This is a genomic window from Pseudomonas sp. JV414 (genome assembly GCF_032424305.1).
GTDB lineage: Bacteria > Pseudomonadota > Gammaproteobacteria > Pseudomonadales > Pseudomonadaceae > Aquipseudomonas > Aquipseudomonas lini.
Map to the genome: position 1 here is coordinate 961,048 of NZ_VYKC01000022.1, position 24,302 is coordinate 985,349.

24 protein-coding genes are annotated in these 24,302 nt (G+C 60.9%); 13 read left to right on the plus strand and 11 right to left on the minus strand.

What is annotated here, in order from left to right:
• Positions 1-43: 43 nt before the first annotated feature.
• From F6R97_RS28380 to F6R97_RS28400, 5 genes are all read right to left on the minus strand, one after another.
• The gene (locus F6R97_RS28380; protein WP_315867474.1) at positions 44-601 is read right to left on the minus strand and encodes a PQQ-dependent catabolism-associated CXXCW motif protein; all 558 of its coding nucleotides are present in this window, start codon (positions 599-601) and stop codon (positions 44-46) included.
• Positions 602-860: 259 nt separating this feature from the next.
• A complete protein-coding gene (locus F6R97_RS28385) occupies positions 861-1,652 on the minus strand; it encodes an ABC transporter permease (protein ID WP_315867475.1) in 792 nt (263 codons plus the stop codon).
• Complete coding sequence (locus tag F6R97_RS28390; protein WP_050682597.1) at positions 1,649-2,392, minus strand: ABC transporter ATP-binding protein; 744 nt, start codon at positions 2,390-2,392, stop codon at positions 1,649-1,651. Before F6R97_RS28390 ends, F6R97_RS28385 begins: the two co-directional genes overlap by 4 nt.
• Complete coding sequence (locus F6R97_RS28395; protein WP_315867476.1) at positions 2,389-3,348, minus strand: YVTN family beta-propeller repeat protein; 960 nt, start codon at positions 3,346-3,348, stop codon at positions 2,389-2,391. Before F6R97_RS28395 ends, F6R97_RS28390 begins: the two co-directional genes overlap by 4 nt.
• A 43-nt stretch (positions 3,349-3,391) precedes the next feature.
• Positions 3,392-4,576 (minus strand): ABC transporter substrate-binding protein, encoded by a 1,185-nt coding sequence (locus F6R97_RS28400; RefSeq protein WP_038984186.1) that lies wholly within the window; start codon positions 4,574-4,576, stop codon positions 3,392-3,394.
• A gap of 160 nt (positions 4,577-4,736) precedes the next feature.
• Here F6R97_RS28400 and F6R97_RS28405 point away from each other — a divergent pair, with 160 nt between their 5' ends.
• The 13 genes from F6R97_RS28405 (at position 4,737) to F6R97_RS28465 (ending at position 18,425) form a co-directional block, all read left to right on the plus strand.
• Positions 4,737-4,865, plus strand: coding sequence for a hypothetical protein (locus F6R97_RS28405; protein ID WP_007907038.1), 129 nt, complete (start codon positions 4,737-4,739; stop codon positions 4,863-4,865).
• Positions 4,866-4,968: 103 nt separating this feature from the next.
• Positions 4,969-5,430 (plus strand): cytochrome c-550 PedF, encoded by a 462-nt coding sequence (gene pedF / locus F6R97_RS28410; RefSeq protein WP_038984185.1) that lies wholly within the window; start codon positions 4,969-4,971, stop codon positions 5,428-5,430.
• A 3-nt stretch (positions 5,431-5,433) separates the two neighbouring features.
• Positions 5,434-6,309: a substrate-binding periplasmic protein gene (locus tag F6R97_RS28415; RefSeq protein ID WP_048394658.1), complete on the plus strand. Its 876-nt coding sequence runs from the start codon at positions 5,434-5,436 to the stop codon at positions 6,307-6,309.
• On the plus strand, positions 6,309-7,070 hold the full coding sequence (locus tag F6R97_RS28420; RefSeq protein ID WP_315867477.1) for a quinoprotein dehydrogenase-associated SoxYZ-like carrier: 762 nt from the start codon (positions 6,309-6,311) through the stop codon (positions 7,068-7,070). Before F6R97_RS28415 ends, F6R97_RS28420 begins: the two co-directional genes overlap by 1 nt.
• 15 nt (positions 7,071-7,085) lie before the next feature.
• Complete coding sequence (locus F6R97_RS28425) at positions 7,086-8,021, plus strand: quinoprotein relay system zinc metallohydrolase 1 (protein WP_315867478.1); 936 nt, start codon at positions 7,086-7,088, stop codon at positions 8,019-8,021.
• A 344-nt stretch (positions 8,022-8,365) separates the two neighbouring features.
• On the plus strand, positions 8,366-10,141 hold the full coding sequence (locus tag F6R97_RS28430) for a PQQ-dependent methanol/ethanol family dehydrogenase (RefSeq protein ID WP_217854666.1): 1,776 nt from the start codon (positions 8,366-8,368) through the stop codon (positions 10,139-10,141).
• Between the two features lie 308 nt (positions 10,142-10,449).
• Positions 10,450-11,970 carry an aldehyde dehydrogenase family protein gene (locus F6R97_RS28435; RefSeq protein WP_305506382.1) on the plus strand — a complete coding sequence of 507 codons (1,521 nt, stop codon included), beginning with the start codon at positions 10,450-10,452 and terminating at the stop codon, positions 11,968-11,970.
• Between the two features lie 262 nt (positions 11,971-12,232).
• Positions 12,233-12,304 carry a pyrroloquinoline quinone precursor peptide PqqA gene (gene pqqA / locus F6R97_RS28440; protein ID WP_010455123.1) on the plus strand — a complete coding sequence of 24 codons (72 nt, stop codon included), beginning with the start codon at positions 12,233-12,235 and terminating at the stop codon, positions 12,302-12,304.
• Positions 12,305-12,358: 54 nt separating this feature from the next.
• A complete protein-coding gene (gene pqqB, locus F6R97_RS28445; RefSeq protein ID WP_315867479.1) occupies positions 12,359-13,273 on the plus strand; it encodes a pyrroloquinoline quinone biosynthesis protein PqqB in 915 nt (304 codons plus the stop codon).
• A 156-nt stretch (positions 13,274-13,429) separates the two neighbouring features.
• Positions 13,430-14,182, plus strand: coding sequence for a pyrroloquinoline-quinone synthase PqqC (pqqC, locus tag F6R97_RS28450; RefSeq protein ID WP_315867480.1), 753 nt, complete (start codon positions 13,430-13,432; stop codon positions 14,180-14,182).
• The gene (gene pqqE / locus F6R97_RS28455) at positions 14,179-15,312 is read left to right on the plus strand and encodes a pyrroloquinoline quinone biosynthesis protein PqqE (RefSeq protein ID WP_315867481.1); all 1,134 of its coding nucleotides are present in this window, start codon (positions 14,179-14,181) and stop codon (positions 15,310-15,312) included. The genes pqqC and pqqE overlap by 4 nt, the downstream gene beginning before the upstream one ends.
• Before the next feature lie 238 nt (positions 15,313-15,550).
• The gene (ercA, locus tag F6R97_RS28460; protein WP_048394645.1) at positions 15,551-16,714 is read left to right on the plus strand and encodes an alcohol dehydrogenase-like regulatory protein ErcA; all 1,164 of its coding nucleotides are present in this window, start codon (positions 15,551-15,553) and stop codon (positions 16,712-16,714) included.
• Positions 16,698-18,425: a NahK/ErcS family hybrid sensor histidine kinase/response regulator gene (locus F6R97_RS28465; RefSeq protein ID WP_048394643.1), complete on the plus strand. Its 1,728-nt coding sequence runs from the start codon at positions 16,698-16,700 to the stop codon at positions 18,423-18,425. The genes ercA and F6R97_RS28465 overlap by 17 nt, the downstream gene beginning before the upstream one ends.
• On the opposite strand, the gene F6R97_RS28470 is transcribed toward F6R97_RS28465, so the two are convergent.
• The 6 genes from F6R97_RS28470 to F6R97_RS28495 all read right to left on the minus strand — a co-directional run bounded on the left by F6R97_RS28470 (position 18,410) and on the right by F6R97_RS28495 (position 24,099).
• Positions 18,410-19,285: an aldose 1-epimerase gene (locus F6R97_RS28470; RefSeq protein ID WP_048394641.1), complete on the minus strand. Its 876-nt coding sequence runs from the start codon at positions 19,283-19,285 to the stop codon at positions 18,410-18,412. The two genes, F6R97_RS28465 and F6R97_RS28470, sit on opposite strands and share 16 nt — an antisense overlap.
• A 134-nt stretch (positions 19,286-19,419) precedes the next feature.
• Complete coding sequence (locus tag F6R97_RS28475) at positions 19,420-20,700, minus strand: TRAP transporter large permease (protein WP_048394639.1); 1,281 nt, start codon at positions 20,698-20,700, stop codon at positions 19,420-19,422.
• A complete protein-coding gene (locus tag F6R97_RS28480; RefSeq protein ID WP_048394637.1) occupies positions 20,701-21,228 on the minus strand; it encodes a TRAP transporter small permease in 528 nt (175 codons plus the stop codon).
• Between the two features lie 76 nt (positions 21,229-21,304).
• Positions 21,305-22,288, minus strand: a complete 984-nt coding sequence (locus F6R97_RS28485; protein WP_007899503.1) for a TRAP transporter substrate-binding protein — start codon at positions 22,286-22,288, stop codon at positions 21,305-21,307.
• 59 nt (positions 22,289-22,347) lie between these two features.
• Positions 22,348-23,241 (minus strand): SMP-30/gluconolactonase/LRE family protein, encoded by an 894-nt coding sequence (locus F6R97_RS28490; RefSeq protein ID WP_315867482.1) that lies wholly within the window; start codon positions 23,239-23,241, stop codon positions 22,348-22,350.
• Positions 23,242-23,286: 45 nt separating this feature from the next.
• Positions 23,287-24,099: an NAD(P)-dependent oxidoreductase gene (locus F6R97_RS28495; RefSeq protein ID WP_315867483.1), complete on the minus strand. Its 813-nt coding sequence runs from the start codon at positions 24,097-24,099 to the stop codon at positions 23,287-23,289.
• Positions 24,100-24,302 lie beyond the last annotated feature (203 nt).

Consider the following 24,302-nt stretch of genomic DNA (forward strand, 5'->3'; position numbering starts at 1 on the left):
ATTTTTTTGATCAGGGTGTGGCAACAACTCGCAAGCGCTCAAGTCAGGGAAAGGGCTCGGGCCGTGCCGGCGTCAGGGGCAGATTTGCCGCTTGCCACGCATCCAGTCCGTCGCGGTACCAATACAGTGTCTTATAGCCCATGGAAGCGGCGCGTTTTACCGCGTTCCAGCTCAACCAGCAATCGGAGCGGCAGTAAAAGACCAACGGTCGCGTCAGGTCGCCCGCCGTCAATTGCTGCAGGTGGCGCGCGAAATAATCCTGCCACGGGGGCGGCAGGTCGCCGTCACCGGTATTGGCCAGCCAATGGCTGCCGGGCAGGTTTTCGTGGGCCTCGTCTTCGATGAAACGGCCTTGCAGCCATTGCCGGCGGTAGACATCGATCAGCAGCGGCTGCGGTGTGTGCTTGAGCAGGTTTTGCAGGGCGGGCGTGTCGATGATACTCGCCCCCTGGAGCTGAGTCGGGGTCGGGCTGCGGTATAGACCGATGCGATAACCTTCGGCGGAGAACAGCGCCGTTTCAGCCTGCGCGGCGCCCAGCAACAGGCTCAGCAACAGCGCGGCGAGAGAAGGGCACAGCAGAACACGTCGTGCACGCGGCATGGGGGTTCAGTCCTTATAGTTATGAACCCATTACATGCCAGTAGCGGTGCGTTGTGAATGCGACGATAGACAGGTAAACCAGTACTAAAGTAGTAATTTGTGCTGTTTTATGGGACCTGCGTCGTACGCCAATGCTGTGCTCAATGAAGATCCAATGTGGGAGCGGGCTTGCTCGCGAAAGCGGTGTGTCAGTCGACAAAGTTGTTGAATGTACTGGCCTCTTCGCGAGCAAGCCCGCTCCCACAGGGGGAATGTGTTGTCAGTTGGTTTTGCGCAGGGCCGCATGCTGCGGGTTGAAGGTGAGTACCGCCAGCAGGGCGAATACCAGCGTCAGCCCCACACACACCACCAGCGCGACCGGGTTGAAACGTTCATACAGCGCAAACCGCACCAGTTCCACCGCATGGGTGAACGGGTTCAAGGCGCACAGCCAATACAACCACTCGCTGGACTCGCGCATTTTCCACAGGGGATACAGCGCTGACGACAGGAAAAACAGCGGGAAAATCACGAAGTTCATCACCCCGGCAAAGTTCTCCAGTTGGCGGATGGCGTTGGACAACAACAGGCCCAGCGCGCTGAGCATCAACGCGACCAGCAGCAACGCCGGCAACGCCAGCAACAAACCCATGGCCGGCGGTTGCACGCCGTACAGCCAGGCAATCGCCAAAAAGGCATACACCTGCAACAGAGAAATCAGCGACGTCGCCAGCAGTTTGCTGCACAGCAGGAAGGTCCGGGGCAGGGGGCTGGTCAGCAGCACGCGCATGCTGCCCATCTCCCGGTCGTAGACCATCGACAGCGAACCTTGCATGCCGTTGAACAACAGGATCATGCAGGCAAGGCCCGGGATGATGTACACCTCATAGGGAATGTAGGTGTCGTAGGGCTCGATGATGGCGATGCCGAGTGCCGCGCGAAAACCGGCAGCGAACACCAGCAGCCACAGCAATGGTCGCACCAATGCGCTAAGAAACCGCGTGCGCTGCAACACAAAGCGCAGCCATTCGCGCAGTACGATACCGCTGAAACATTGCCAGTAAGCGTTCATTGGACGACTGCTCCTGAAGAGACCGAGGTGGTCAGGCGAGCGAAGGCCGAGCCGAGGTCGCCGCCGTGTTCCAGGCTTAGCGCGTCCGCCTGTCCGCTGGCCACCAAACGGCCTTGATGCAGGATCAGCAAGTCGTCGCTGGGCTGTACTTCATCCAGCAAATGAGTGGTCCAGAGCACGCTGATGGTGTGCTCGCGACACAGGCTGCGGATGTGTTGGTTGAGCGCCAGGCGACTGGCCGGATCAAGGCCGACACTGGCCTCGTCAAGCAGCAGCAGGCTTGGCTCATGCAACAACGCACGGGCGATTTCCACCCGCCGACGATGGCCTCCATTGAGTTCACGCACCCGTTCGCGACGGCGTTCGGTCAGCGCCTGGCGCGTCAGTTCGGCGTCGACCCGAAGGCCAGTCTGGCGCCGAGACAAGCCATGCAGCGCGGCGTGATAACGCAGGTTTTGCTCGACGCTAAGGTCCAGATCCAAAGTGCTTTGCTGAAACACCACACCCAACTGCTTCAACGCCGGGCGTGCCGCGTTGCGCAACGAACAGCCACCGACCCGAATATCACCGCGCTGCACATCATAAAGGCGGGTGAGCAGGGCGATCAGCGTCGACTTGCCCGCGCCGTTCGGTCCCAGCAGCGCCGCAAAACGTCCCGGTGCCAGGCTGAAACTCACCTGACGCAAGGCCTCCCGCTGGCCGTAAGCGAAACTCAGGTCGCTGACTTCAAGGGCGTTCATGGCGTTACCACCACGCCCCACGGATAGCGCCCGACCTTCACCGATTTAGTGACCTTGAGGCTGTCGACATCGATTACCGACACATCGCCACTGACGCCATTAGTGGCCAGTAATTGCCGTTGATCCGGGGTGAACGACATCTGCCAGACGCGCCGGCCCACCAGCAGGTAATCAACAATCCTGAAGGTCTTGGCGTCGATCACCGCCACATGATTGGCCGGGCCGAGCGCGACGAAACCGTACTTGCCGTCGGCGCTGAGTTTGATCCCCACCGGCTGGACTTTGTCCGGGTGCACGCCTTTGATCTGGAAGGTCAGGGTCTTGAGGGTCTTGCGGCTGGCGACGTCGAGAATCGTCACCGTGCCGCCGATTTCCGCCGAGGCCCAGAGCTGCGAGCCATCGGGATTGAATTCGACGAAACGCGGCCGCTGATCGACCAGGGTGTTGTCGGCCAGGGTCTGGGTGCTGGTATCGATCCAGTGCAGCATGTTGGTGGTTTCACTGGTGTTCACCGCCCACTTGCCGTCGGGGCTGACGGCCATGCCTTCGGGCTCGACGCCGACGCTGATCTGCCCAAGCACTTTGGAAGTTTCGGTGTCGATCACCGTCACTAGCGCATCGTCCTCGTTGGAGACGTACAACCAGCGATTATTAGGGTGCAGGGCGAATTGCTCAGGGTCTTTGCCCGAGGGCAGTTCCTTGATGATCTTGCGCGTGGCGACGTCCATCACCTGGACCCGATCCGAATCGCTGGCGCAGATGTACAGCAGCTTGTTGTCGTGGGACAGCAACAGGCCACGCGGGCGCTGGCCGACGGGCAGGGTCTCGGTGACTTTCAGGGTCTGCATATCGATCAGGCTCAGGCTGTTGTCCTTTTCGTTGGAGATCCAGGCGGTGCTGGCAGCGGCGTGCCCGGCGGCGAGCAGCAGGGCGCAGGAAAGCAGGGTGCGGCGCATGGCAGATTCCTTATTGTTGTTGTCGTTGTCGTGAAAAAAGGGATCAGAGAAAGCGGCAGCTGACCTCGGCTTTGTCGTAACCCAGGCTGTCCATTTCGTTGACGGGGTGCAGGAAGCCGTCTTGCGGCGAGGTGCTGACCAGCGCTCGGGGTTGCACGATGGGGATCGGCTGGCGCAACTGACCGTTCCACGGCCGATAACTGAGCTTGCGACCCTTGAAGCCGTCCAGCGGCAATTGATCGCCGATTGCAAGCGTACGAATCGCCATGGCATCGGCCTGGCGCAGTTTGCCCACCGCACTGGCGATGCTGCGTACGGCCATCCACGCGGCGAAATCCCGGTCGTTCATCCAGCGCCCGGCCAGGGCTTCGAAGCGTTTCTGCAATTGCGCGGCGCCGTAGGTTTCCACGGTCTTGTGCCAACCCACCGGCGTCAGGCCCTGGGTGCCGGCGACCGGCCGTGGATACCAGGTCTGGTAGGGCACGTACTCGCCGAAGTCGCCGCGTTCATCGGCCACCAGCACCACGTCGTACTCGGCGGTCTGGGTGAACAGCGGCATGTCGGCCTGGGCGCTGCGGCGCTGGTCGTTATCGAAACTCCAGGCTTTTTCTGCCACCAGTTGCAAGCCGAAGCGTTTGGCCGCCCGACGCAGGGCAGCGGCATAGGCTTGATCGTCCGCGGTCGGGCCGACGATCAGCAGCGCCCGTTGCCATTTGCGCAGCACCAGAAATTGCGCCAACGCATCGGCCAGCATCGCGCGGCTTGGCAGGCTGTGCAGCACGTTCGGCAAGCAATCGGTGCTGCGCAGGCTGTCATCGGGGCTGCCGGCATTGAACAGCAGGCTGTCGGGTAGCACGGCGCTGAGTCGGCGCAGGGTTTCCACCGGTGCATTCACCACAAACAGGCGCAGGCCCTGTTCATGTTGGGTTTTGGCCGCTTCAATCAGCGCATCCGGATTGTCGACGCTGGCGCTGACCAGGCTGTAGCTGTGATTGAGAAAGCGCCCGGTACTGTTGCTGTCGGTGATCGCCAGTTCGGCGCCGCGCAGGCCGGCATCGGTCGGTTCGGGAATAACATTCGACAGCAATGGCCCAGGATCGGGGCGATAACCGAGGTAGCCGATCTGCACCTGCAACGGCGCGTCCGCCGCCTGAACCTGGGTCGCCACCCCGGCGGCGCAGGCAATCGCCAGCAAGTAGATCAAGGCATAAGGGGCGAGCTGGCGCATAAAGGCACTCCATCACAGGTAGCGTCAGCATAGGAACCCTGGGCGGGCGGGGAAATATGCAGAAAGTACCGATGGGCCAGTACCAAGGTCGTAACTCACCCCGGACGGCGCGGTTTTAGCATGGGTTACAACGGCCATCACTCAAGGGGGGAGATTGACCATGCGAATTCTCAAAGCACTGCTCCTGCCGTTTTTGCTGATCCTGACCCTGATCGGCGTCGACAAGCTTCACGGCGCCCGACCCGTATTGGTCGGGCCTGCGCCACAAGCCCTACTACCAAGGGAGTAGGCCGCGGCCACCAAAGCAGCATGGGGTTGGCGCAAAGCCGTTCCTAAGATGGGTGCCATAGCCTCTTCAAAGAGGTTTTGCGTGCAATCTTGAGGGCAGAACAATGACAACAAAACGCAACGCCTTGCTCGTTGCCGGACTGCTGGCCGGTTTCATCAACGCAGGTTCCGTCTGGGCCCATGGCAACGTGGTACCCCAAGCCGTCGAAACCCAGGGACTGACCCCGATCAAGGATGCCGGTGTGCAGGTCGATGCCGATGGTTGGGCGGCGGCGAACCCATACCGTTCCTCTCCGGAACGTGAAAAAGCCGTGCAAATCGGCTCTTCGGCCTACAACCAGAACTGCGCGGCCTGTCATGGCCTGGAAGCCAAGTCCGGCGGCATCGCCCCCGACTTGCGCATGCTCGACGTCGGCGAGGCCGGTGATGAATGGTTCGTCGAACGTGTGCGCCATGGCGCCGTGCGTGACGGCCGGGTGTACATGCCGAAAATGGCCGACTACCTGAGCCAGGAAGCCTTGTGGGCGGTGCGCACCTACCTGGACAGCGTGCACGTCGAGGAGTGACCCATGCGTTTGCTCGCGGTGTTGATCGGCGCTGTGTGGCTGTGTTGCCAGACAGCGCAGGCGCAGGTCCGTACCTATGACGAAATGATCGCCGCCGCCGAGCTGAAAGTCGCGGTGTACAAGGACTTCGCGCCCTACAGCTTTGAAGACGCTGGCGAGGCTCGCGGGGTCGATGTCGAACTCGCCCAGGCCTTGGCCAAGGCCATGGGAGTACGCCTGAAACTGATTTGGGCACCCGCCGGGGAAAAGCTCGACGACGACCTGCGCGATTACATCTGGCGGGCCAGTCAGCTGCACAATCAGCAACTGGCCGACCTGATGATGCGCGTGCCGTACGATCGCGATTACTCACAGAAACGCAATGAACTGGGTGAGCTGGAAAACGGCCATGTGGTGATGTTCGGGCCGTACCAGACCGAACAATGGCAAGTCGCTTACGACCGTCGTCGGCTGGACTCGGTGGCCAGCGTCGCAGTGTTCCAGCAACACCCGATCGGCGTCGAAGTCGACAGCGTGCCGTCGTTTTACCTGACCTCGGTGTTCAACGGCATGCTCGCCGCCAAGACCCACCATTACCCGGGCGTACCCCAGGCGTTTGCCGCAATGAAGGCCGGTGAAGTCGACGCGGTGATGGCCATGCGCGGCGAGATCGACTGGCAAGTCCACCAGGCCGCCGACCCGCAAGTGGCCCTGGCGGAAAACGCCTACCCGAACATGGGCAAGCAGCTCTGGGAGATCGGCATGGCGGTGCATGAAAGCAACCGGCAACTGGCTTACGCCGTGGAAGAGGCGTTGGAGACCTTGATTCGCGAGGGCTCGGTGAAAGCCATTTATGCCCATTACGGCCTGCGGTATGACGTACCCGAGATGTATCAATAGTGAACTGGCGAGCGAGTTGTCTGTTGGCCTGCTGGTTGCCCCTGGCCGCGTATGCGGTGGACGTCGAGCCGGGTAAAGACCCGGTGCCGTCGGTGATGTGGGGGTTCTATCACAAGCAGATGCTGGGCGATGCACCGTTCGTGTTCGACGAGCGGGTCAAGTTGCTCGCGCCGCCGTTTGCCGAGGATGCCCGGCAAGTGCCGCTGGAAATCGACGCCCGGGCGTTCAAGGGTGAAGTGGTGCGAATCCTCGCCTGGGCCGAACTCAATCCGTTGCCGAAAATCGTCGATTTTGAACCCTTGACCGGTGTGCTGCCATGGCTGTCGATCCGTATCCGCGTTGAACAGGCCACGCCATTACGTGCGGCGGTGCTGACCCGCGATGGGCTGTGGCATGTCGGCTCGACCCTGATCGATGCGGCGGGCGGGGGTTGCACGGCGCCGAGTGTGGTGCGCACTCAGCCAGGTTGGGAAGAACACATTGGCGAGGTGCTAGGTGGCCGTTATCCCCGTGGTGAATTCAGCCGCGTGCGTTTGCAGGTGGCGCATCCGATGGACAACGGCATGGTCAGCGGCATCCCGGAATTCTTCATCAATCACGCCGAGCTGCGTGATCAAAACGATCAACTGCTGGCGCGACTGGAGTTGTTCCCGGCGGTCAGCGAAAACCCCAATTTGGCCTTCGATATCGAAGGAGCAGGGCAGACGCGCCTGGTGTTGCGCGACAACAGCGGCAATCAATTCGATGCGGCCATTCCCTGACCCAAGGAGCGAGTGATGCGCTGGATGCTGCTGTTGTTCATCAGTCTGAGCCTGCCGGCCCTGGCCGATCCCGATTACGCACTCAAGCCCCGGCAGATCGCCGAAGACACCTGGTTGCTGGAAGGCAGCACCAACAATTTCTCCAAGAGCAACGGCGGCAACATCGTCAACACCGCGTTCATCGTCACCGAACAGGGCGTGGTAGTAATCGACACCGGGCCGTCGAAACGCTATGGCGAAGCCCTGCGCAAAGCGATTGCGGCGACCACAGATAAACCGGTGATTCAGGTGTTGCTGACCCATCACCATCCCGACCATGTGTTGGGTAACCAGGCTTTCACCGACGTGCCGATCGGCGCTTTGGCCGGTACCACCGAGTTGTTGCATCAACAGGGTGATGCCATGGCCGAGAACATGTATCGGCTGGTGGGCGACTGGATGCGCGGCACCGAGGTGGTGTTGCCGACGCAGACGCTGATGCCAGGCGTGAAAAGTTTTGGGAATCACGATTTGCGCCTACTGAGTCTGGGTGGGCACACCGGCGCGGATCTGGCTATTCTCGACCAGAAAACCGGCGTGTTGTTTGCCGGGGACCTGGTGTTTTGTCAACGCGCCCTGACCACGCCCAACAGCCCGGGGCTGCCGGTGTGGCTGGCGGACATCGCGACCCTGCAGGGTTTGCCATGGACGCTGATCGTCCCTGGTCATGGGCCGGTGGCCACGGACACAAAACCGTTCGAGCAGATGCGCGATTACCTCACTTGGCTGGACCAGCTGATGCGCGATGGCGCGGCCCATGGCAGCGACATGGCCGAGATGATCCGCAGCCCCATTCCCGAACGTTTTGCCGGGATCAGCCTGAGCCGTTATGAACTGATCCGCAGCGTCAGTCATTTGTACCCGCGTTATGAACGGGGGCAGATGAGGCGGGTGGATTCCGGCCAGCACTGATATTGCCTGACACACCGCCTTCGCGAGCAAGCCCGCTCCCACATTTGAGCGGTGTGAACGCAGATGTTGTGTACACCGAAGATCCCCTGTGGGAGCGGGCTTGCTCGCGAAGGGGCATTCACATTCAGTATTGATGTTGCCTGACACACTGCCTTCGCGAGCAAGCCCGCTCCCACAGGGACCGGTGTCGATCACAAAACAGGTGTCCATCTCCTCCGACCCGGTACTAAGGAACTAGCAATCTCCGCACTGCGGGCAATTGTTGCAAGGGCGGCGGCGCCCAAGAATCTGCACCAGACCGGGAAAATTTCCCGGGTATAACAAAAACCGCAGAGGCAGCCGTCATGACCCAACCCGCACGTCGCCAACCTTTCGTTTTGAGCATGCTGCTCAGTGCCATGCTGTTGTCTGGCCAGGCATTGGCCGCAGTCTCCGATCAAGACATCCTCCAGGACCCGAAGAACCCGGAGCAGGTCGTCACCAATGGTCTGGGCGTCCAGGGTCAGCGCTACAGCCCGCTGGACACCCTCAATGTCGACAACGTGAAGGATCTGCGCCCGGTCTGGGCCTTTTCGTTCGGCGGGGAAAAGCAGCGCGGTCAGCAAGCGCAGCCGATGATCAAGGACGGCGTGATGTACATGACCGGCTCCTACTCGCGGGTGTTCGCGGTGGATGCGCGCACCGGCAGGAAGCTCTGGCAATACGACGCGCGCCTGCCCGATGACATCCGCCCGTGCTGCGACGTGATCAACCGTGGTGTCGCGCTGTATGGCGATCTGGTGATTTTCGGCACCCTCGACGCCAAGCTTGTGGCGCTGAACAAGGACACCGGCAAAGTCGTCTGGAGCAAGAAAGTTGCCGACCACAAGGAAGGCTATTCCATCAGCGCCGCGCCGTTGGTCATCAACGGCAAGTTGATCACCGGCGTGGCCGGTGGCGAGTTCGGGGTGGTGGGCAAGATCGAAGCCTACGACCCGAAAAACGGCAGCCTGCTGTGGAGCCGACCAACCGTTGAAGGCCACATGGGTTATGTCTACAAGGACGGCAAGGCAGTAGAAAACGGCATCTCCGGCGGCGAAGCGGGCAAGACCTGGCCGGGCGATCTGTGGAAAACCGGCGGTGCCGCGCCTTGGCTGGGCGGCTACTACGACCCGGAAACCAACCTGCTGCTGTTCGGCACCGGTAACCCGGCGCCGTGGAATTCGCACCTGCGCCCTGGCGACAACCTCTACTCGTCCTCGCGCCTGGCGCTGAACCCGGATGACGGCACGATCAAATGGCACTTCCAGAGCACGCCCCACGACGGTTGGGACTATGACGGCGTAAACGAACTGGTGTCATTCAACTACAACGAAGGCGGCAAAGAAATCAAAGCCGCAGCCACGGCGGACCGTAACGGTTTCTTCTACGTGCTGGATCGCACCAACGGCAAATTCATTCGCGGCTTCCCGTTCGTGGACAAAATCACCTGGGCCAGCGGCCTGGATAAAAGCGGTCGGCCGATCTACAACGAAGCCAGCCGTCCAGGTGCGCCGGGCTCCGAAGCCAAAGGCAGTTCGGTGTTCGTCGCGCCAGCGTTCCTCGGGGCGAAAAACTGGATGCCGATGGCCTACAACCGCGATACCGGCCTGTTCTATGTGCCGTCCAACGAGTGGGGCATGGACATCTGGAACGAAGGCATCGCCTACAAGAAAGGCGCGGCGTTCCTCGGCGCCGGTTTCACCATCAAACCGTTGAATGAAGACTACATCGGCGTGCTGCGCGCCATCGACCCGAAAACCGGCAAGGAAGTCTGGCGCCACAAGAACTTCGCACCACTGTGGGGCGGGGTGCTGACCACCAAGGGCAACCTGGTGTTCACCGGTACGCCGGAAGGTTTCCTGCAAGCATTCAATGCCAAGACTGGCGAGAAAGTCTGGGAATTCCAGACCGGTTCCGGCGTGCTCGGCTCGCCCATCACCTGGGAAATGGACGGCGAACAGTACGTCTCGGTGCTCTCCGGCTGGGGTGGCGCCGTACCGCTGTGGGGCGGCGAAGTGGCCAAGCGCGTCAAGGACTTCAACCAGGGCGGCATGCTCTGGACGTTCAAGCTGCCTAAAGATCTCGTTGCCAAACACTGATCAACCTGATTCCACCGCATAACCCTGTGGGAGCGGGCTTTTGTGGCGAGGGGGCTTGCCCCCGTTGGGTCGCGAAGCGGCCCCGATATTTCTCCTGTCTCACTGCGTTGGTCGGATTTACGACTGCTGCGCAGCCGAACGGGGGCAAGCCCCCTCGCCACAAGGATCACCTGTTCCGTATGGGCAAACCTACTACCAAATAACGAGAATCCCCCTGCCAACGGCGCATTCGTCTGGCAGGCGGGGCTCTCTACTATCGGTTCATCGCCTGTTGGCTCGACAGGCATCGACCCAGACAGAGGCCCACCATGATCTACGCACAACCCGGAACACCCGGCGCCGTCGTTTCCTTCAAACCGCGCTACGGCAATTTCATCGGCGGCGAGTTCGTTGCCCCAATCAACGGCGAGTACTTCACCAACACCTCACCGGTTACCGGTGAAGTGATCGCCGAGTTCCCGCGCTCCAGCGCCGCCGACATCGAAAAAGCCCTCGATGCCGCCCATGCCGCCGCCGATGCCTGGGGCAAAACCTCGGCGCAGGATCGCTCGCTGGTGCTGCTGAAAATCGCCGACCGCATCGAACAGAACCTGGAAATCCTCGCCGTCACCGAAACCTGGGACAACGGCAAAGCCGTGCGCGAAACCCTCAACGCCGACGTGCCTTTGGCTGCCGACCACTTCCGTTATTTTGCGGGTTGCATCCGCGCTCAGGAAGGCGGCGCCGCCGAGATCAACGAACTGACCACCGCCTATCATTTCCACGAACCATTGGGCGTAGTCGGGCAGATCATCCCGTGGAACTTCCCGCTGCTGATGGCCGCCTGGAAACTCGCCCCGGCCCTGGCTGCCGGCAACTGCATCGTGCTCAAACCCGCCGAACAAACGCCGCTGTCGATCATGGTGTTCGCCGAGCTGATCGCCGACTTGCTGCCGGCCGGCGTGCTGAACATCGTCCAGGGTTTCGGTCGCGAAGCCGGTGAGGCGCTGGCCACCAGCAAGCGTATCGCCAAAATCGCCTTCACCGGTTCCACCCCGGTCGGCGCGCACATCATGCATTGCGCCGCCGAGAACATCATTCCAAGCACCGTCGAGCTGGGCGGCAAGTCGCCGAACATTTTCTTCGAAGACATCATGAACGCCGAGCCGCAGTTCATCGAGAAAGCCGCCGAAGGCCTGGTGCTGGCGTTCTTCAACCAGGGCGAAGTCTGCACTTGTCCGTCCCGGGCGCTGGTGCAGGAGTCGATCTATGACGACTTCATGAAAGTGGTGATGAAGAAGATCGTCAAGATCAAGCGCGGCAACCCGCTGGACACCGAAACCATGGTCGGTGCCCAAGCGTCCGAGCAGCAATACGACAAGATCCTCTCGTACCTGAAAATCGCTCAGGAGGAGGGCGCCGAACTGCTCACCGGCGGCGCGGCCGAGCGCCTTGAAGGCGATTTGTCGAGCGGCTATTACATCCAGCCGACCCTGCTCAAAGGCCACAACAAAATGCGTGTGTTCCAGGAAGAAATCTTCGGCCCAGTGGTGGGTATCACCACCTTCAAGGACGAAGCAGAAGCCTTGGCGATTGCCAACGACAGCGAGTTCGGCCTCGGCGCCGGCCTCTGGACCCGCGACATCAACCGCGCCTACCGCATGGGCCGGGCGATCAAGGCCGGGCGCGTCTGGACCAACTGCTACCACCTGTACCCGGCCCACGCCGCGTTTGGTGGCTACAAGAAGTCCGGTGTCGGCCGTGAGAACCACAAGATGATGCTCGACCATTACCAGCAAACCAAAAACCTGCTGGTGAGCTACGACATCAATCCGTTGGGGTTCTTCTAACCCGCAAGAACACCACAACCACAAAATGTGGGAGAGGGCTTGCTCGCGAAGGCGGCTTGATATTCAACAAATATGTTGACTGATAGTCCGCTTTCGCGAGCAAGCCCGCTCCCACATTGGTCTTGTGTGTATTTGAAGATCTGCGCCACCCCCCCCTACCAACGCACCCCACAACCTCCTTCGAAAGTAGCATTCGGTCATCTCATCCCCCGTGCATTAATGGTCTTACCGGAATCGTCCGGCACAAGAAGAGGATTGACCCATGTGGAATAAACCCGCGTTTACCGATCTGCGCATTGGCTTCGAAGTGACGATGTATTTCGCCAACCGTTGATTGATCGCCCGGTCAGCCGTCGCGTTGGCCGGGCCTGCCTTCTGGAGGCATTCCATGCACATCCGCGTTCTCGGTTCCGCCGCTGGCGGCGGTTTTCCGCAATGGAACTGCAACTGCCGTCAATGCGCCGCTATGCGCAACGGCAACCTGCGTGCACAACGCCGCACGCAGTCGTCCATTGCCCTGAGCGACGACGGTGTGGAGTGGGTGCTTTGCAATGCTTCACCGGATATTCGCGCGCAGCTCGAAAGCTTCCCGGCGATGCAACCGGCCCGACGCTTGCGTGACACGGCGATTGCCGGTGTCGTCCTGCTGGACAGTCAGATCGACCATTGCACCGGGCTGTTGAGCCTGCGCGAAGGCTGCCCGCATTCGGTCTGGTGCACCGAGCGGGTTCACGAAGACCTGAGCAGCGGCTTTCCCTTGTTCACCATGCTCAAACACTGGAACGGTGGTTTGCAGTGGCAACCCATCGAACTGGATCGTGAGCCATTCCACATCGCTGCCTGCCCACACCTGCAATTTCGCGCGATTCCGTTGGTCAGCAATGCACCGCCGTATTCACCCAACCGTGGCAACCCGCAACCGGGCGACACCATTGGCCTGTTCATCGAAGACCTGCGCAGCGGTGCATCGGTTTTCTATGCGCCGGGGCTGGGGCAAGTCGACGCCGAGGTAGTGAGCTGGATGCTGCGCGCCGACTGCCTGCTGCTGGACGGCACGCTGTGGCGCGACGATGAAATGCGCGTGTGCGAAGTCGGCCAGAACCTGGGCAGCGAAATGGGCCACCTGCCACAAAGTGGCCCCGGCGGCATGCTCGATGTGCTGGAGGGCTTCAATCGCCAGCGCAAGGTGCTGATCCACATCAACAACACCAACCCGATCCTTGATGAAGACTCGGCGGAGCGCGCATTGCTGGGGCGGCGCGGGATTGAAGTGGCTTATGACGGCATGAGTATTGAGCTGTAGCGGATGGCCTCTTCGCGGGCAAGTCGGATCGCCGCACCGCCGCTCCCACATTGGATTGTTGGTGTACACAAAATCTATGTTCACACCGATCAACTGTGGGAGCGGGCTTGCCCGCGAAGGCGTCAGACCAAACACCGCGAAATCCGGAGAACCGCAATGACTGACACCCCCATGACCCCCACCGAATTCGAAGCAGCCCTGCGCGCCAAGGGCGCCTATTACCACATCCACCACCCACTCCACCAAGCCATGTACGCCGGGCGCGCCTCCCGCGAGCAGATCCAGGGCTGGGTCGCCAATCGCTTCTATTACCAGGTGAACATCCCGCTCAAGGATGCCGCCATCCTCGCCAATTGCCCGGATCGCGACGTGCGCCGGGAATGGCTGCAGCGGATCCTCGACCATGACGGCGTCCCCGGCAGTGAAGGCGGCATCGAAGCGTGGCTACGATTGGGCGAAGCCGTGGGGCTGGAGCGCGAACAAATCCTTTCGCAAGAGTTGGTGCTGCCGGGCGTACGTTTTGCCGTGGATGCCTACGTCAATTTCGCCCGTCGCGCTCGCTGGCAAGAAGCGGCCAGCAGTTCCCTGACCGAACTGTTCGCGCCACAAATCCACCAGTCTCGACTCGATGCGTGGCCCACCCATTACCCATGGATCGATCCGGCCGGTTATGACTATTTCCGTACGCGTCTGAGCCAGGCGCGGCGCGATGTCGAGCATGGTTTGCGCATCACCCTGGCGCACTACGTCACGGTCGAAGGCCAGCAACGCATGCTGGAGATTCTGCAGTTCAAGCTCGATGTGCTGTGGAGCATGCTCGACGCGATGAGCATGGCCTACGAGCTGGACCGCCCGCCGTATCACACCGTCACCACCGAGCGTGTCTGGCACCGGGGGATCACCCTGTGAGCCTGATCGAACAGCAACCCGGCCCACCGCTGTGGTTGCTGGCAGAGCTGACCTATCGCTGCCCGTTGCAATGCCCGTATTGCTCCAACCCGCTGGATTTCGCTCAACAGGGTGAGGAGTTGAGCACAGAAGAATGGATTCGGGTGTTCCGCGAGGCGCGGGAGATGGGCGCTGCGCAACTGGGTTTTTCCGGTGGCGAGCCGTTGGTGCGCCAGGACCTGGCCGAGTTGATCAAGGCCGCGCGGGACATGGGTTACTACACCAACCTGATCACCTCAGGGATTGGTCTGACCGAACAGAAGGTCCGCGACTTCAAGATCGCCGGGCTGGATCATATCCAGATCAGTTTTCAGGCCGCCGATGAACAGGTGAACAATCTGCTCGCCGGCTCGCGCAAGGCCTTCGCCCAGAAACTGGCCATGGCCCGGGCGGTGAAAGCCCAGGGCTACCCGATGGTGCTGAACTTCGTCACCCATCGGCACAACATCGACCAGATCGCGCAGATCATCGAACTGTGCCTGGAGCTGGAGGCGGATTTCGTCGAGTTGGCGACGTGCCAGTTCTACGGTTGGGCCGAACTCAACCGCGTCGGCCTGTTGCCGACCCGCGAACAGTTGCAGCGCGCTGAGCGCATTACCAATGAATATCGCCAGAGGCTTGAGGCCGAGGGCCATCCGTGCAAGCTGATTTTCGTCACCCCGGATTACTACGAAGAACGCCCCAAGACCTGCATGAATGGCTGGGCCAACCTGTTTCTCGACATCACCCCGGACGGCACGGCGTTGCCTTGTCATAGCGCTCGCCAGTTGCCGGTGCAGTTTCCCAACGTGCGTGAGCACAGCATCGAACACATCTGGAATGACTCCTTCGGTTTCAACCGTTTTCGCGGCGATGACTGGATGAAAGAGCCGTGCCGTTCCTGCGATGAAAAGCACCAGGACCTCGGCGGCTGCCGCTGCCAGACGTTCATGCTCACCGGCGATGCCGCCAACACCGACCCGGTATGCAGCAAGTCGCCGCACCATGACGTTATTCTCAAGGCCCGGGACGAAGCCGATGCGCCGGGGCAGGGCATGGAGCACCTGACCTTGCGCAATGAAAAGGCTTCGCGGCTGATTTATCGCGGATGAGTTGTGAACACAAATCCCTTGTGGGGGCGGGCTTGCCCGCGACGAGGCCAGCACATTCAACATTGATGTTGACTGTAAAACAGCTATCGCGGGCAAGCCCGCTCCCACAGGGATTTTCAGTGAATACAGAATCGGAGTGCACCCCCGGGCGGCTCGCTATCCATTGGTCTGATTGCATTCGCAGCCGGATGCTTTAGTGTGGACTTTACCTTCCAAAACAATAAAAACAGGCTTTCCAATGAGCCAGAATCTCAGCCAGCTGCGTAAATTCGTTTCGCCTGAAATCATCTTCGGTGCCGGCTGTCGGCACAACGTCGGTAATTACGCCAAGACCTTCGGCGCCCGCAAGGTGCTGGTGGTCAGCGACCCCGGTGTGATTGCCGCCGGTTGGGTCGCCGATGTCGAGGTCAGCCTGCAAGCCCAGGGCATCGATTACTTTCTATATAGCGACGTTTCGCCCAACCCGCGGATCGAAGAGGTCATGCTCGGCGCCGAGCTGTACCGGGAGAATCACTGCGATGTGATCGTGGCGATCGGCGGCGGCAGCCCGATGGATTGTGGCAAGGGCATCGGCATTGTCGTCGCCCACGGGCGCAACATCCTCGAATTCGAGGGTGTGGACATGTTGCGCATGCCCAGCCCGCCGCTGATCCTGATCCCGACCACCGCCGGCACGTCGGCCGACGTGTCGCAGTTCGTGATCATCTCCAATCAGCAAGAACGCATGAAATTCTCCATCGTCAGCAAGGCCGCAGTGCCGGACGTGTCGCTGATCGACCCGGAAACCACCCTGAGCATGGACCCGTTCCTGTCGGCCTGTACCGGCATCGACGCGTTGGTGCATGCCATCGAAGCCTTTGTCTCCACCGGTCACGGGCCGCTCACCGACCCCCATGCGTTGGAAGCGATGCGGCTGATCAACGGCAATCTGGTGCAAATGATCGCCAACCCCAGCGACATCGCCCTGCGGGAAAAAATCATGCTCGGCAGCATGCAGGCCGGGCTGGCGTTCTCCAACGCGATCCTTGGCGCGGTGCATGCCATGTCCCACAGCCTCGGCGGCTTCCTCGATCTGCCCCATGGCCTCTGTAATGCGGTGCTAGTGGAACACGTGGTGGCGTTCAACTACAGCTCGGCGCCGGAGCGCTTCAAGGTGATTGCCGAGACGTTCGGTATTGATTGCCGTGGTCTTAATCACCGGCAGATTTGCGGGCGGCTGGTCGAACACCTGATCGCCCTCAAACACGCCATCGGCTTCCACGAAACCCTGGGGCTGCACGGGGTGAGTACGGCGGACATTCCGTTCCTGTCGCAACACGCCATGCACGACCCGTGCATCCTTACCAACCCGCGCGAATCCAGTCAGCGCGACGTCGAGGTCGTCTATGGCGAAGCCCTCTGACGAGCAACAACGGGCGCTGGCCGGGTTACTCGGCTTAGGCAACCACTCGGCGCGCAAGAGTCATTACCCGGAACTGGCCGCGCGCCTGGATGAACTGGAAACCGAACGCAACCGCTACAAATGGCTGTTCGAAAACGCGGTACACGGGATCTTCCAAGCCAGCCTGCTGGAAGGCATGCGCGCCGCCAACCCGGCGCTGGCGCGGATGCTCGGTTATCAAAGCCCGCAGGAGGTGCTGTTTTCCCTGACGGACCTGGCGGGCACGTTGTTCGTCGGCGGGGCGCAAGAGCTGGAAAGCATCGGTGAAATCCTCCAGCGCGAGCGCAGCCTGCTGGGCTATGAAACTCAGCTGCGGCGCAAGGACGGCAGCGTCCTCGACGTGTTGATGAACCTGCTGCTCAAACCGGATCAGGCAGGTTTGGTGGAGGGCTTTGTCGCCGATATCACCGAACGAAAACTCGCTCAGCAGCGCCTGCAACAACTCAATGACGAACTGGAGCAGCGGGTCACCACGCGCACCAACGAGTTACTGGACGCCAACCGCAATCTGCAACAGCAGATCACCCAGCGCAAACAGATCGCAGAAGCCTTGCGCGATGCCCGTGATGCTGCCGAAGCCGCCAATCGCAGCAAGGACAAATACCTTGCCGCCGCCAGTCACGACTTGCTGCAACCGCTCAACGCCGCGCGTTTGCTGATCTCGACCTTGCGCGAACGCAAACTGCCCGACGTCGAGCAGGTGCTGGTGGAGCGCACGCATCAGGCGCTGGAGGGGGCCGAAGACTTGCTCACCGATCTGCTGGATATTTCCCGGCTCGATCAGGCCGCGGTGAAGCCGGATATCGCCCTGTATCGCCTTGACGAATTGTTCGCGCCACTGGTCTCGGAGTTTCAATCAGTGGCTGCGGCAGCCGGGTTGAACCTGCGGGTGCACATGGGTGATTACGCCATTCACACCGACTTGCGCCTGATGACCCGAATCCTGCGCAACTTCCTCAGCAATGCCTGCCGCTACACCGACGAGGGCTGCATTCTGCTGGGGGCAAGACGCCGGGGCGATGCGCTGCGTATCGAAGTCTGGGACACCGGGCGCGGGATTCCTACGGATCGTCTTGACTCGATCTTCCTTGAATTCAACCAACTGGACGTCGGGCGCGCCGCCGATCGCAAGGGCGTGGGCCTGGGACTGGCGATTGTCGAACGCATCGCCAAGATCCTCGACTACAGGATTCAGGTTCATTCGCAGCCGGGGTGCGGTTCGATGTTCAGCATCGAAGTACCGATTTCCCATGAGATTCCACTGCCGATCAGTCAGGTCGCGCCGCAACCGAGTACCGGCAATCCATTGCCGGGCCGGCGTCTGTTGGTGCTGGACAACGAAGTCAGCATTCTTGAAAGCATGAGCGCGCTGCTCGGGCAGTGGGGTTGTGAGGTGGTCACCGCCACCGACGAGGCCACCGCGCTGGTGGCTTTGCAGGGACAGGCGCCGGAACTGATTCTGGCGGACTATCACTTGGATCACGGGGTGGTGGGTTGTGAGGTGGTTCGGCATTTGCGCGAGCATTTCAGCCGGGCGATTCCGGCGGTGATCATCACCGCCGACCGCACCGACCAGTGTCGTCGCTCATTGCAGCGCCTCGACGCGCCGCTGCTGAACAAGCCCGTGAAGCCCGGCAAGTTGCGCGCGGTGCTGACTCAGCTGTTGGCGTAGCGATAGCGCAGACTGAAACCGAGCTCGGCGGATTGACCTTGCTCCAGCAAACGCAAGCCTGGCCGACCCGGCAAGTGATGGGCATTGACCGGGTGGCTCACCGGTTCGATGCAGAAAAATTCCAGGCCTACGGGGCAGTAGAGCAGGTAGTAGTCGCTGCCGGTGGCTTGGCATTCCAGTTCATAACCCAGCTCGGGTTGCTGGATCAGGCAGTGGCCATCCCATTCGCAAAAGCCGTTGTCCACCAGCGTTTCGGGTAATGCCCGGGGCTGGCTGAAGTCCCAATCCTTGGGTATCGAAGTGAGTTGTGTTGGCAGTTTTGTGCTGTCGCACAACCAGACCTGTCGCGCCTGCGCCTGCAACCGAGTGCCTGCAGTGCGCGGGAAATAAGGGTGTAAACCGACCCCATGCCAGGCGGCGTGTTCGGCCAGATGGGTGACCTGCAAATCGATGCTCAGCTTGCCCTCGCTCAGACGGAAACGTTGCCTTGCGCGATAAGCGAAGGGCGTGGAGCTGTCGAGTTGCAGGACGATTTCATCGCGGGTGTGCGAGACGATCTGCCACGGCTGTTGCCAGGCACTGCCATGAATCGGCAGCGGGTCGGTGAGACTGTTGGGCGCCAGCGCGAGCCAGCCAACCGGGCAATCGAAACCACCCTCCGAGATGCGGTTCGACCACGGCGCCAAGGGATAGCAGGCGAGTTTGCCGGGCAGGCCGGTGTTCAAGGTGTGTTGGTCGCTGTGGCGCAACAGCGGTTGGCCGGTGCTGCGTACCGTCCAGTTGACGATGCTCGCCCCGAGTTCCGGGGCGAGGGTGAGGCGGGTGAGTTCGTCTTCGAGTTCGAGGGTGTTGAGGGTCATGATTTTCGCCCTGCGTTGAATGGTTGAAAAGATCGCAGCCTGCGGCAGCTCCTACATTGGAATCGCGCACACCCGTGAAATATCGGACGAACACAAATCCTGTAGGAGCTGCCGAAGGCTGCGATCTTTTGAGGTCACAACACCAAATGCGGCAACCACAGCGACAGTGCCGGAATGTAAGTCACAGCCATCAGCACCAGAAACAGCACGCCATAGAACGGCAGCAGCGCTTTCACGGTGCTTTCGATGCTGACCTTGCCCACCGCGGAGCCGACAAACAGCACCGCGCCCACCGGCGGTGTGATCAAGCCGATCCCCAGGTTCACCAGCATGATCATGCCGAACTGCACCGGGTCCACCCCAATGCCCAGAATCACCGGCATCAGAATCGGCGTGAGGATCAGGATCAGCGGCGCCATGTCCATCACCGTGCCGAGCAACAGCAGCATCACGTTGATGCACATCAGGATCACGTAACGGTTGTCTGACAGGGTCAGGAACATCGTGGTGATTTTGGCCGGGATCTGCATCAGCGTCATGATGTAGCCGAAGCTGGCGGCGAAGCCGATCAGGATCATCACGATCGAGATGGTGCGCACCGTGCGGTGCATCAACTTGGGCAGCTCACGCCACTTGTAGTCGCGGTAGATGAACATGGTGACGAAGAACGACCACAGCACCGCGATCGCCGCCGATTCCGTGGCAGTGAAGATGCCCGAGAGAATGCCGCCGAGAATGATGACCATCGCCATCAGGCCCCACATCGCTTCACCGCAGATTTTCAGCGCTTGCCGCATGGGGATGACTTCGCCCTTGGGGTAGTTGCGCTTTCTGGCGAAGATCAGGCACAGCACCATCAGGCACGCGCTCATCAGCAGGCCCGGCACCACGCCGGCCATGAACAGCGAAGCGATCGAAACGGTACCGCCAGCGGCCAGCGAATAGAGCACGGAGTTATGGCTGGGTGGCGTCAGCAGGGCTTGCACCGAACCGCTGACCGTGACTGCGGTGGAGAAATCCCGCGGGTAGCCGCGACGCTCCATTTCCGGAATCAACACCGAACCGACCGACGCCGTGTCCGCCACCGAAGAGCCGGAAATCGCGCCGAAGAAAGTCGAGGCCATGATGTTCACCAGCGACAACCCGCCGCGCACGAACCCCACCAGCACCCCGGCAAAAGCCACCAGGCGCCGGGACATGCCCCCCTCGGCCATGATCGCGCCAGCGAGTACGAAGAACGGAATCGCCAGCAACGAGAATTTGTTCACGCCGCCCGCGACCTGAATCATCAGCGCCTGGAACGGGATGTCGATCCACCACGCACCGATCAGGGCAGAAAGCCCCAGGGCGTAGGCGACCGGCATGCCGATCAGGATCAACGCGATAAAACTGCCCAACAGGATCAATGCGTCCATTCATGCCGCCCCTTCGCTTTCTTCAACCAGATCGAAACGCACGACCCGACGGTTGCTCTGGTCACCGAGCAAGAGTTTTTCCAGCACGAAAATCAGCGTCAGCACACCGCCCACAGGGATCGGCATGTAAGTGATGCCCACACGCAGGGTGGGCAGGGCGCTCATGAACTGGTTCCAGGTGGACATACAGAGCTTGGTGCCCCAGATGGCCATGAACAGGCAAATGGTCGCCATCAGCAGCTGCGAAACGATGCTCATGGTCTTGCGCAGTTCGGGGGGCATGCGGTCGGTGAGCATGGCCACGGCCATGTGCGCACCGGCGCGATAACTGGCGGCGGCGCCGATGAAGGTGAAGACCATCATCAGCAAAATCGCGGTGGGCTCCGGCCAGCTTGAACCGGTGCCGAGGACGTATCGGGCGAAGACGCCCCAGGGAATGATCAGGGAAATAGTCAGGACCGACAGGCCGGCGACCCAGATGCAGGTCATGTAAATCCTGTCGTTGATGCGCAGCAGCAGATTCTTCATCGGGTTTCACCGTAACCGGGCGCCGCTGACGATCCACTCGTCAACGGTGCCGGGCCTTTCATGAATGCAGGGAGGGTTACTGAACGGCTTCGATGCGCTTGATCAGGTCGGCGTAAGGCGCGCCGTATTTTTCCCGGACCGAAGCCGTGGCTTCATAGAAAGGTTTTTTGTCGACGGTGATGAACTCGACGCCGGCAGCCTTGAGCTTTTCTTCACTGCTGGCCGACTTCGCATCCCACAGCGTGCGCTCCTGGGCCTGTGCGGCTTTGGCGGCTTTTTTCACCAGCACTTGCTGGTCGGGGCTGAGTTTTTCCCAAGTGATTTTCGACATCACGATCGGCTCGGGCAGGATCAGGTGCCCGGTCAGGCTGTAGAACTTGGCGTTCTGGTAGTGGTTGTGTTCGAGCAGGGTTGGCGGGTTGTTTTCCGCGCCGTCGATCACCCCGGTCTGCAACGCACTGAAGATCTCGCCAGTGTCCATGGCAATGCCGTTGCCGCCCATGGCGTTGATGGTGTCGATGAACATCGGGTTGCCTTGCACGCGGATCTTCATGCCTTTGAGGTCGGCGAGGCTGCGTACCGGTTTCTTGGTGTAGATATTGCGCGTGCCGCCGTCCATCCAGGCCAGGGCGACCAGGTTGAATTCGGAGTGGGTGATCTTGTCGAGGATCTCATCGCCGACCTCACCGTCGATGACTTTGCGCATGTGCGCCTGGTCGCGGAACACGAACGGCATGTTGAACACGTTCACGTCCGGCACCACTGGCCCGACGATGCCGAGGCTGACCCGGGCCATCTGAATAGCGCCGACCTGGGCCTGTTCGATGACTTCTTTTTCCGAACCGAGCACACCGCCGGCGAACATCTTGAACGTCAATTTGCCGTTGCTGTCAGCCACCAGGGTTTTGCCCAGTTGTTCCTCGGCGACCACGGTCGGGTAACCGGCGGGGTGAATGTCGGCGAATTTGATTTCCAGCGCCTGGGCGGCGCTGCTGAGGGTGAAGGTGAGTGCTGCGGTGATGGGAAGTGCGGCGGCGAGCAAGGTGCGTTTGAAGTCCATGGGTTGTGTCTCCAGTCTTGTTGTTTTTTTATTCAAGGCACAGCGATGCAGCAGAGGGGTTAAAGCAATTCGTTGAACACCGGTTCCGGCAAGCCTTTGACGCCGGGGTTGAGGGCGAACACACCGCCGGCCAGCGACTGTTCGTCATGGTCGTCAGCGGGGCGGATCGAGGTCACAAACAGCGTGTCGAACTGGCTGCCACCGAAGGCGCACATGGTCGGTTTCTTCACCGGCACGGGGAGCGAACGATCCAGTCGGCCATTGGGAGTGAAACGGTGAATCAGCCCGGCGTCGTTGGCGCAGACCCAGTAGCAACCTTCGGCATCCACCGCCGCGCCATCGGGGCGGCCAAGGAAGTGATGCATGTCGACGAACAGCCGGCGGTTGGACGGTATGCCGCCGTCGATGTCGTAATCGAAGGCCCAGATCTGACGCACGTTCGGGTGCGAGTCCGAGAGGTACATCGTCTTGCCGTCCGGGCTGAAGCCCAGGCCGTTGGGCACGATGAAACCGCTGAGCCGGGCGTCGAGCGGCCCGCGTTGTCCGGCGCTGTAGCGATAGAGCGTGCCGTTGGCGGCGTTGGCGCCCATGTTCAGCACCATGCTGCCGGCCCAGAAGCGGCCCTGACGATCACAGCGGCCATCGTTCAGGCGCATGTCGGGGCGGGCGTGATCGACGTGGGCCAGCAGTTCGCTGTCGAGGCTGCCATCGTTGTGCGGGTGCAGGTGAAAGAACCCGCTTTCCATGCCAGCGACCCAGCCACCCGCGCTGTGGCGGGCGATGCAGGCGAGCATTTGTGGGGCTTTCCAGGCGTGAACGTGCCCGCTGTCGGCATTCCAGCGCTGTAATCCACCGGTCGGGATATCGACCCAGTACAGGGCGTTTTCCTCGGGGACCCACACCGGGCTTTCACCGACCGCATTGCGGGCATCGACAATCAATTCGACTTGCATGGCAGCGCATTCCCTTGGCTTTGTTATGTGGAGATTGGCGAGGGCTCAGTCGCCGAACGGCCCGGCCGCGACAAAGGCACCGCCCTGATAAACCCGGGCCGGATCATCCTCGGCGGGCATTGGTTGGGCTTCGACTTTTTCGCGGAACACTTCGGAGGTGTCCTGTGGCGCATAACCCAGGTTTGTCGCGAAACGGTTGTCCCACCAGATGCTTTTGTTGTCGGACATGCCGTACACCACGGTGTGGCCGACATTCGGGGTGTACAACGCGCGTTCGAGCAGTCGGGTCATGTCGTCGAAGCTCAGCCAGGTGCTCATCATTCGACGGTTTTGTGGTTCCGGGAACGAGGAGCCGATGCGGATGCTGACGGTCTCGATGCCATAGCGATCGAAGTAAAAACTGGCCATGTCTTCGCCATAGGACTTGGACAAACCGTAGTAACCGTCCGGGCGGCGAGGGGAGTGGGCGTCGAGGGTTGCGTCCTGCTTGTAGAAGCCGATGACGTGGTTGGAACTGGCGAAAATCACCCGTTTCACGCCATGGCGACGGGCCGCTTCGTAGATATGGAACACGCCGCAGATGTTGGCGCCGAGGATCTCTTCGAACGGACGCTCAATCGACACGCCGCCGAAGTGCAGGATCGCGTCCACGCCGTCGACCAGTTGGTGCACCGCTTGTTTATCGGCGAGGTCGCACGGCACGACTTCTTCGCGATCATCAATGGGCGGTGCCATGTCGGCGATGTCCGACAGACGGAGTACGTTGGCGTAAGGTCGCAGGCGTTCGCGCAGGACTTTACCGAGGCCACCGGCGGCGCCGGTCAGGAGCAGGCGATTGAATGGGGATGTGGTCGTCATGTAAATCCCTGAACAGAAAATTGTAGTTATTGGGTTTGTTGTAGGTTGTCGTATGACTTGGTCGAAGTATTGTTAGGCTTTCTGGTGCTTGTCAACGCGACTTTGGTTGAAATTGACGGAGGGTCATGTTCATCCCCCGTGAGTGCGCTGAACCTGTGGGAGCGGGCTTGCTCGCGAAGGCGGTGTGCCAGGCGATATCAATA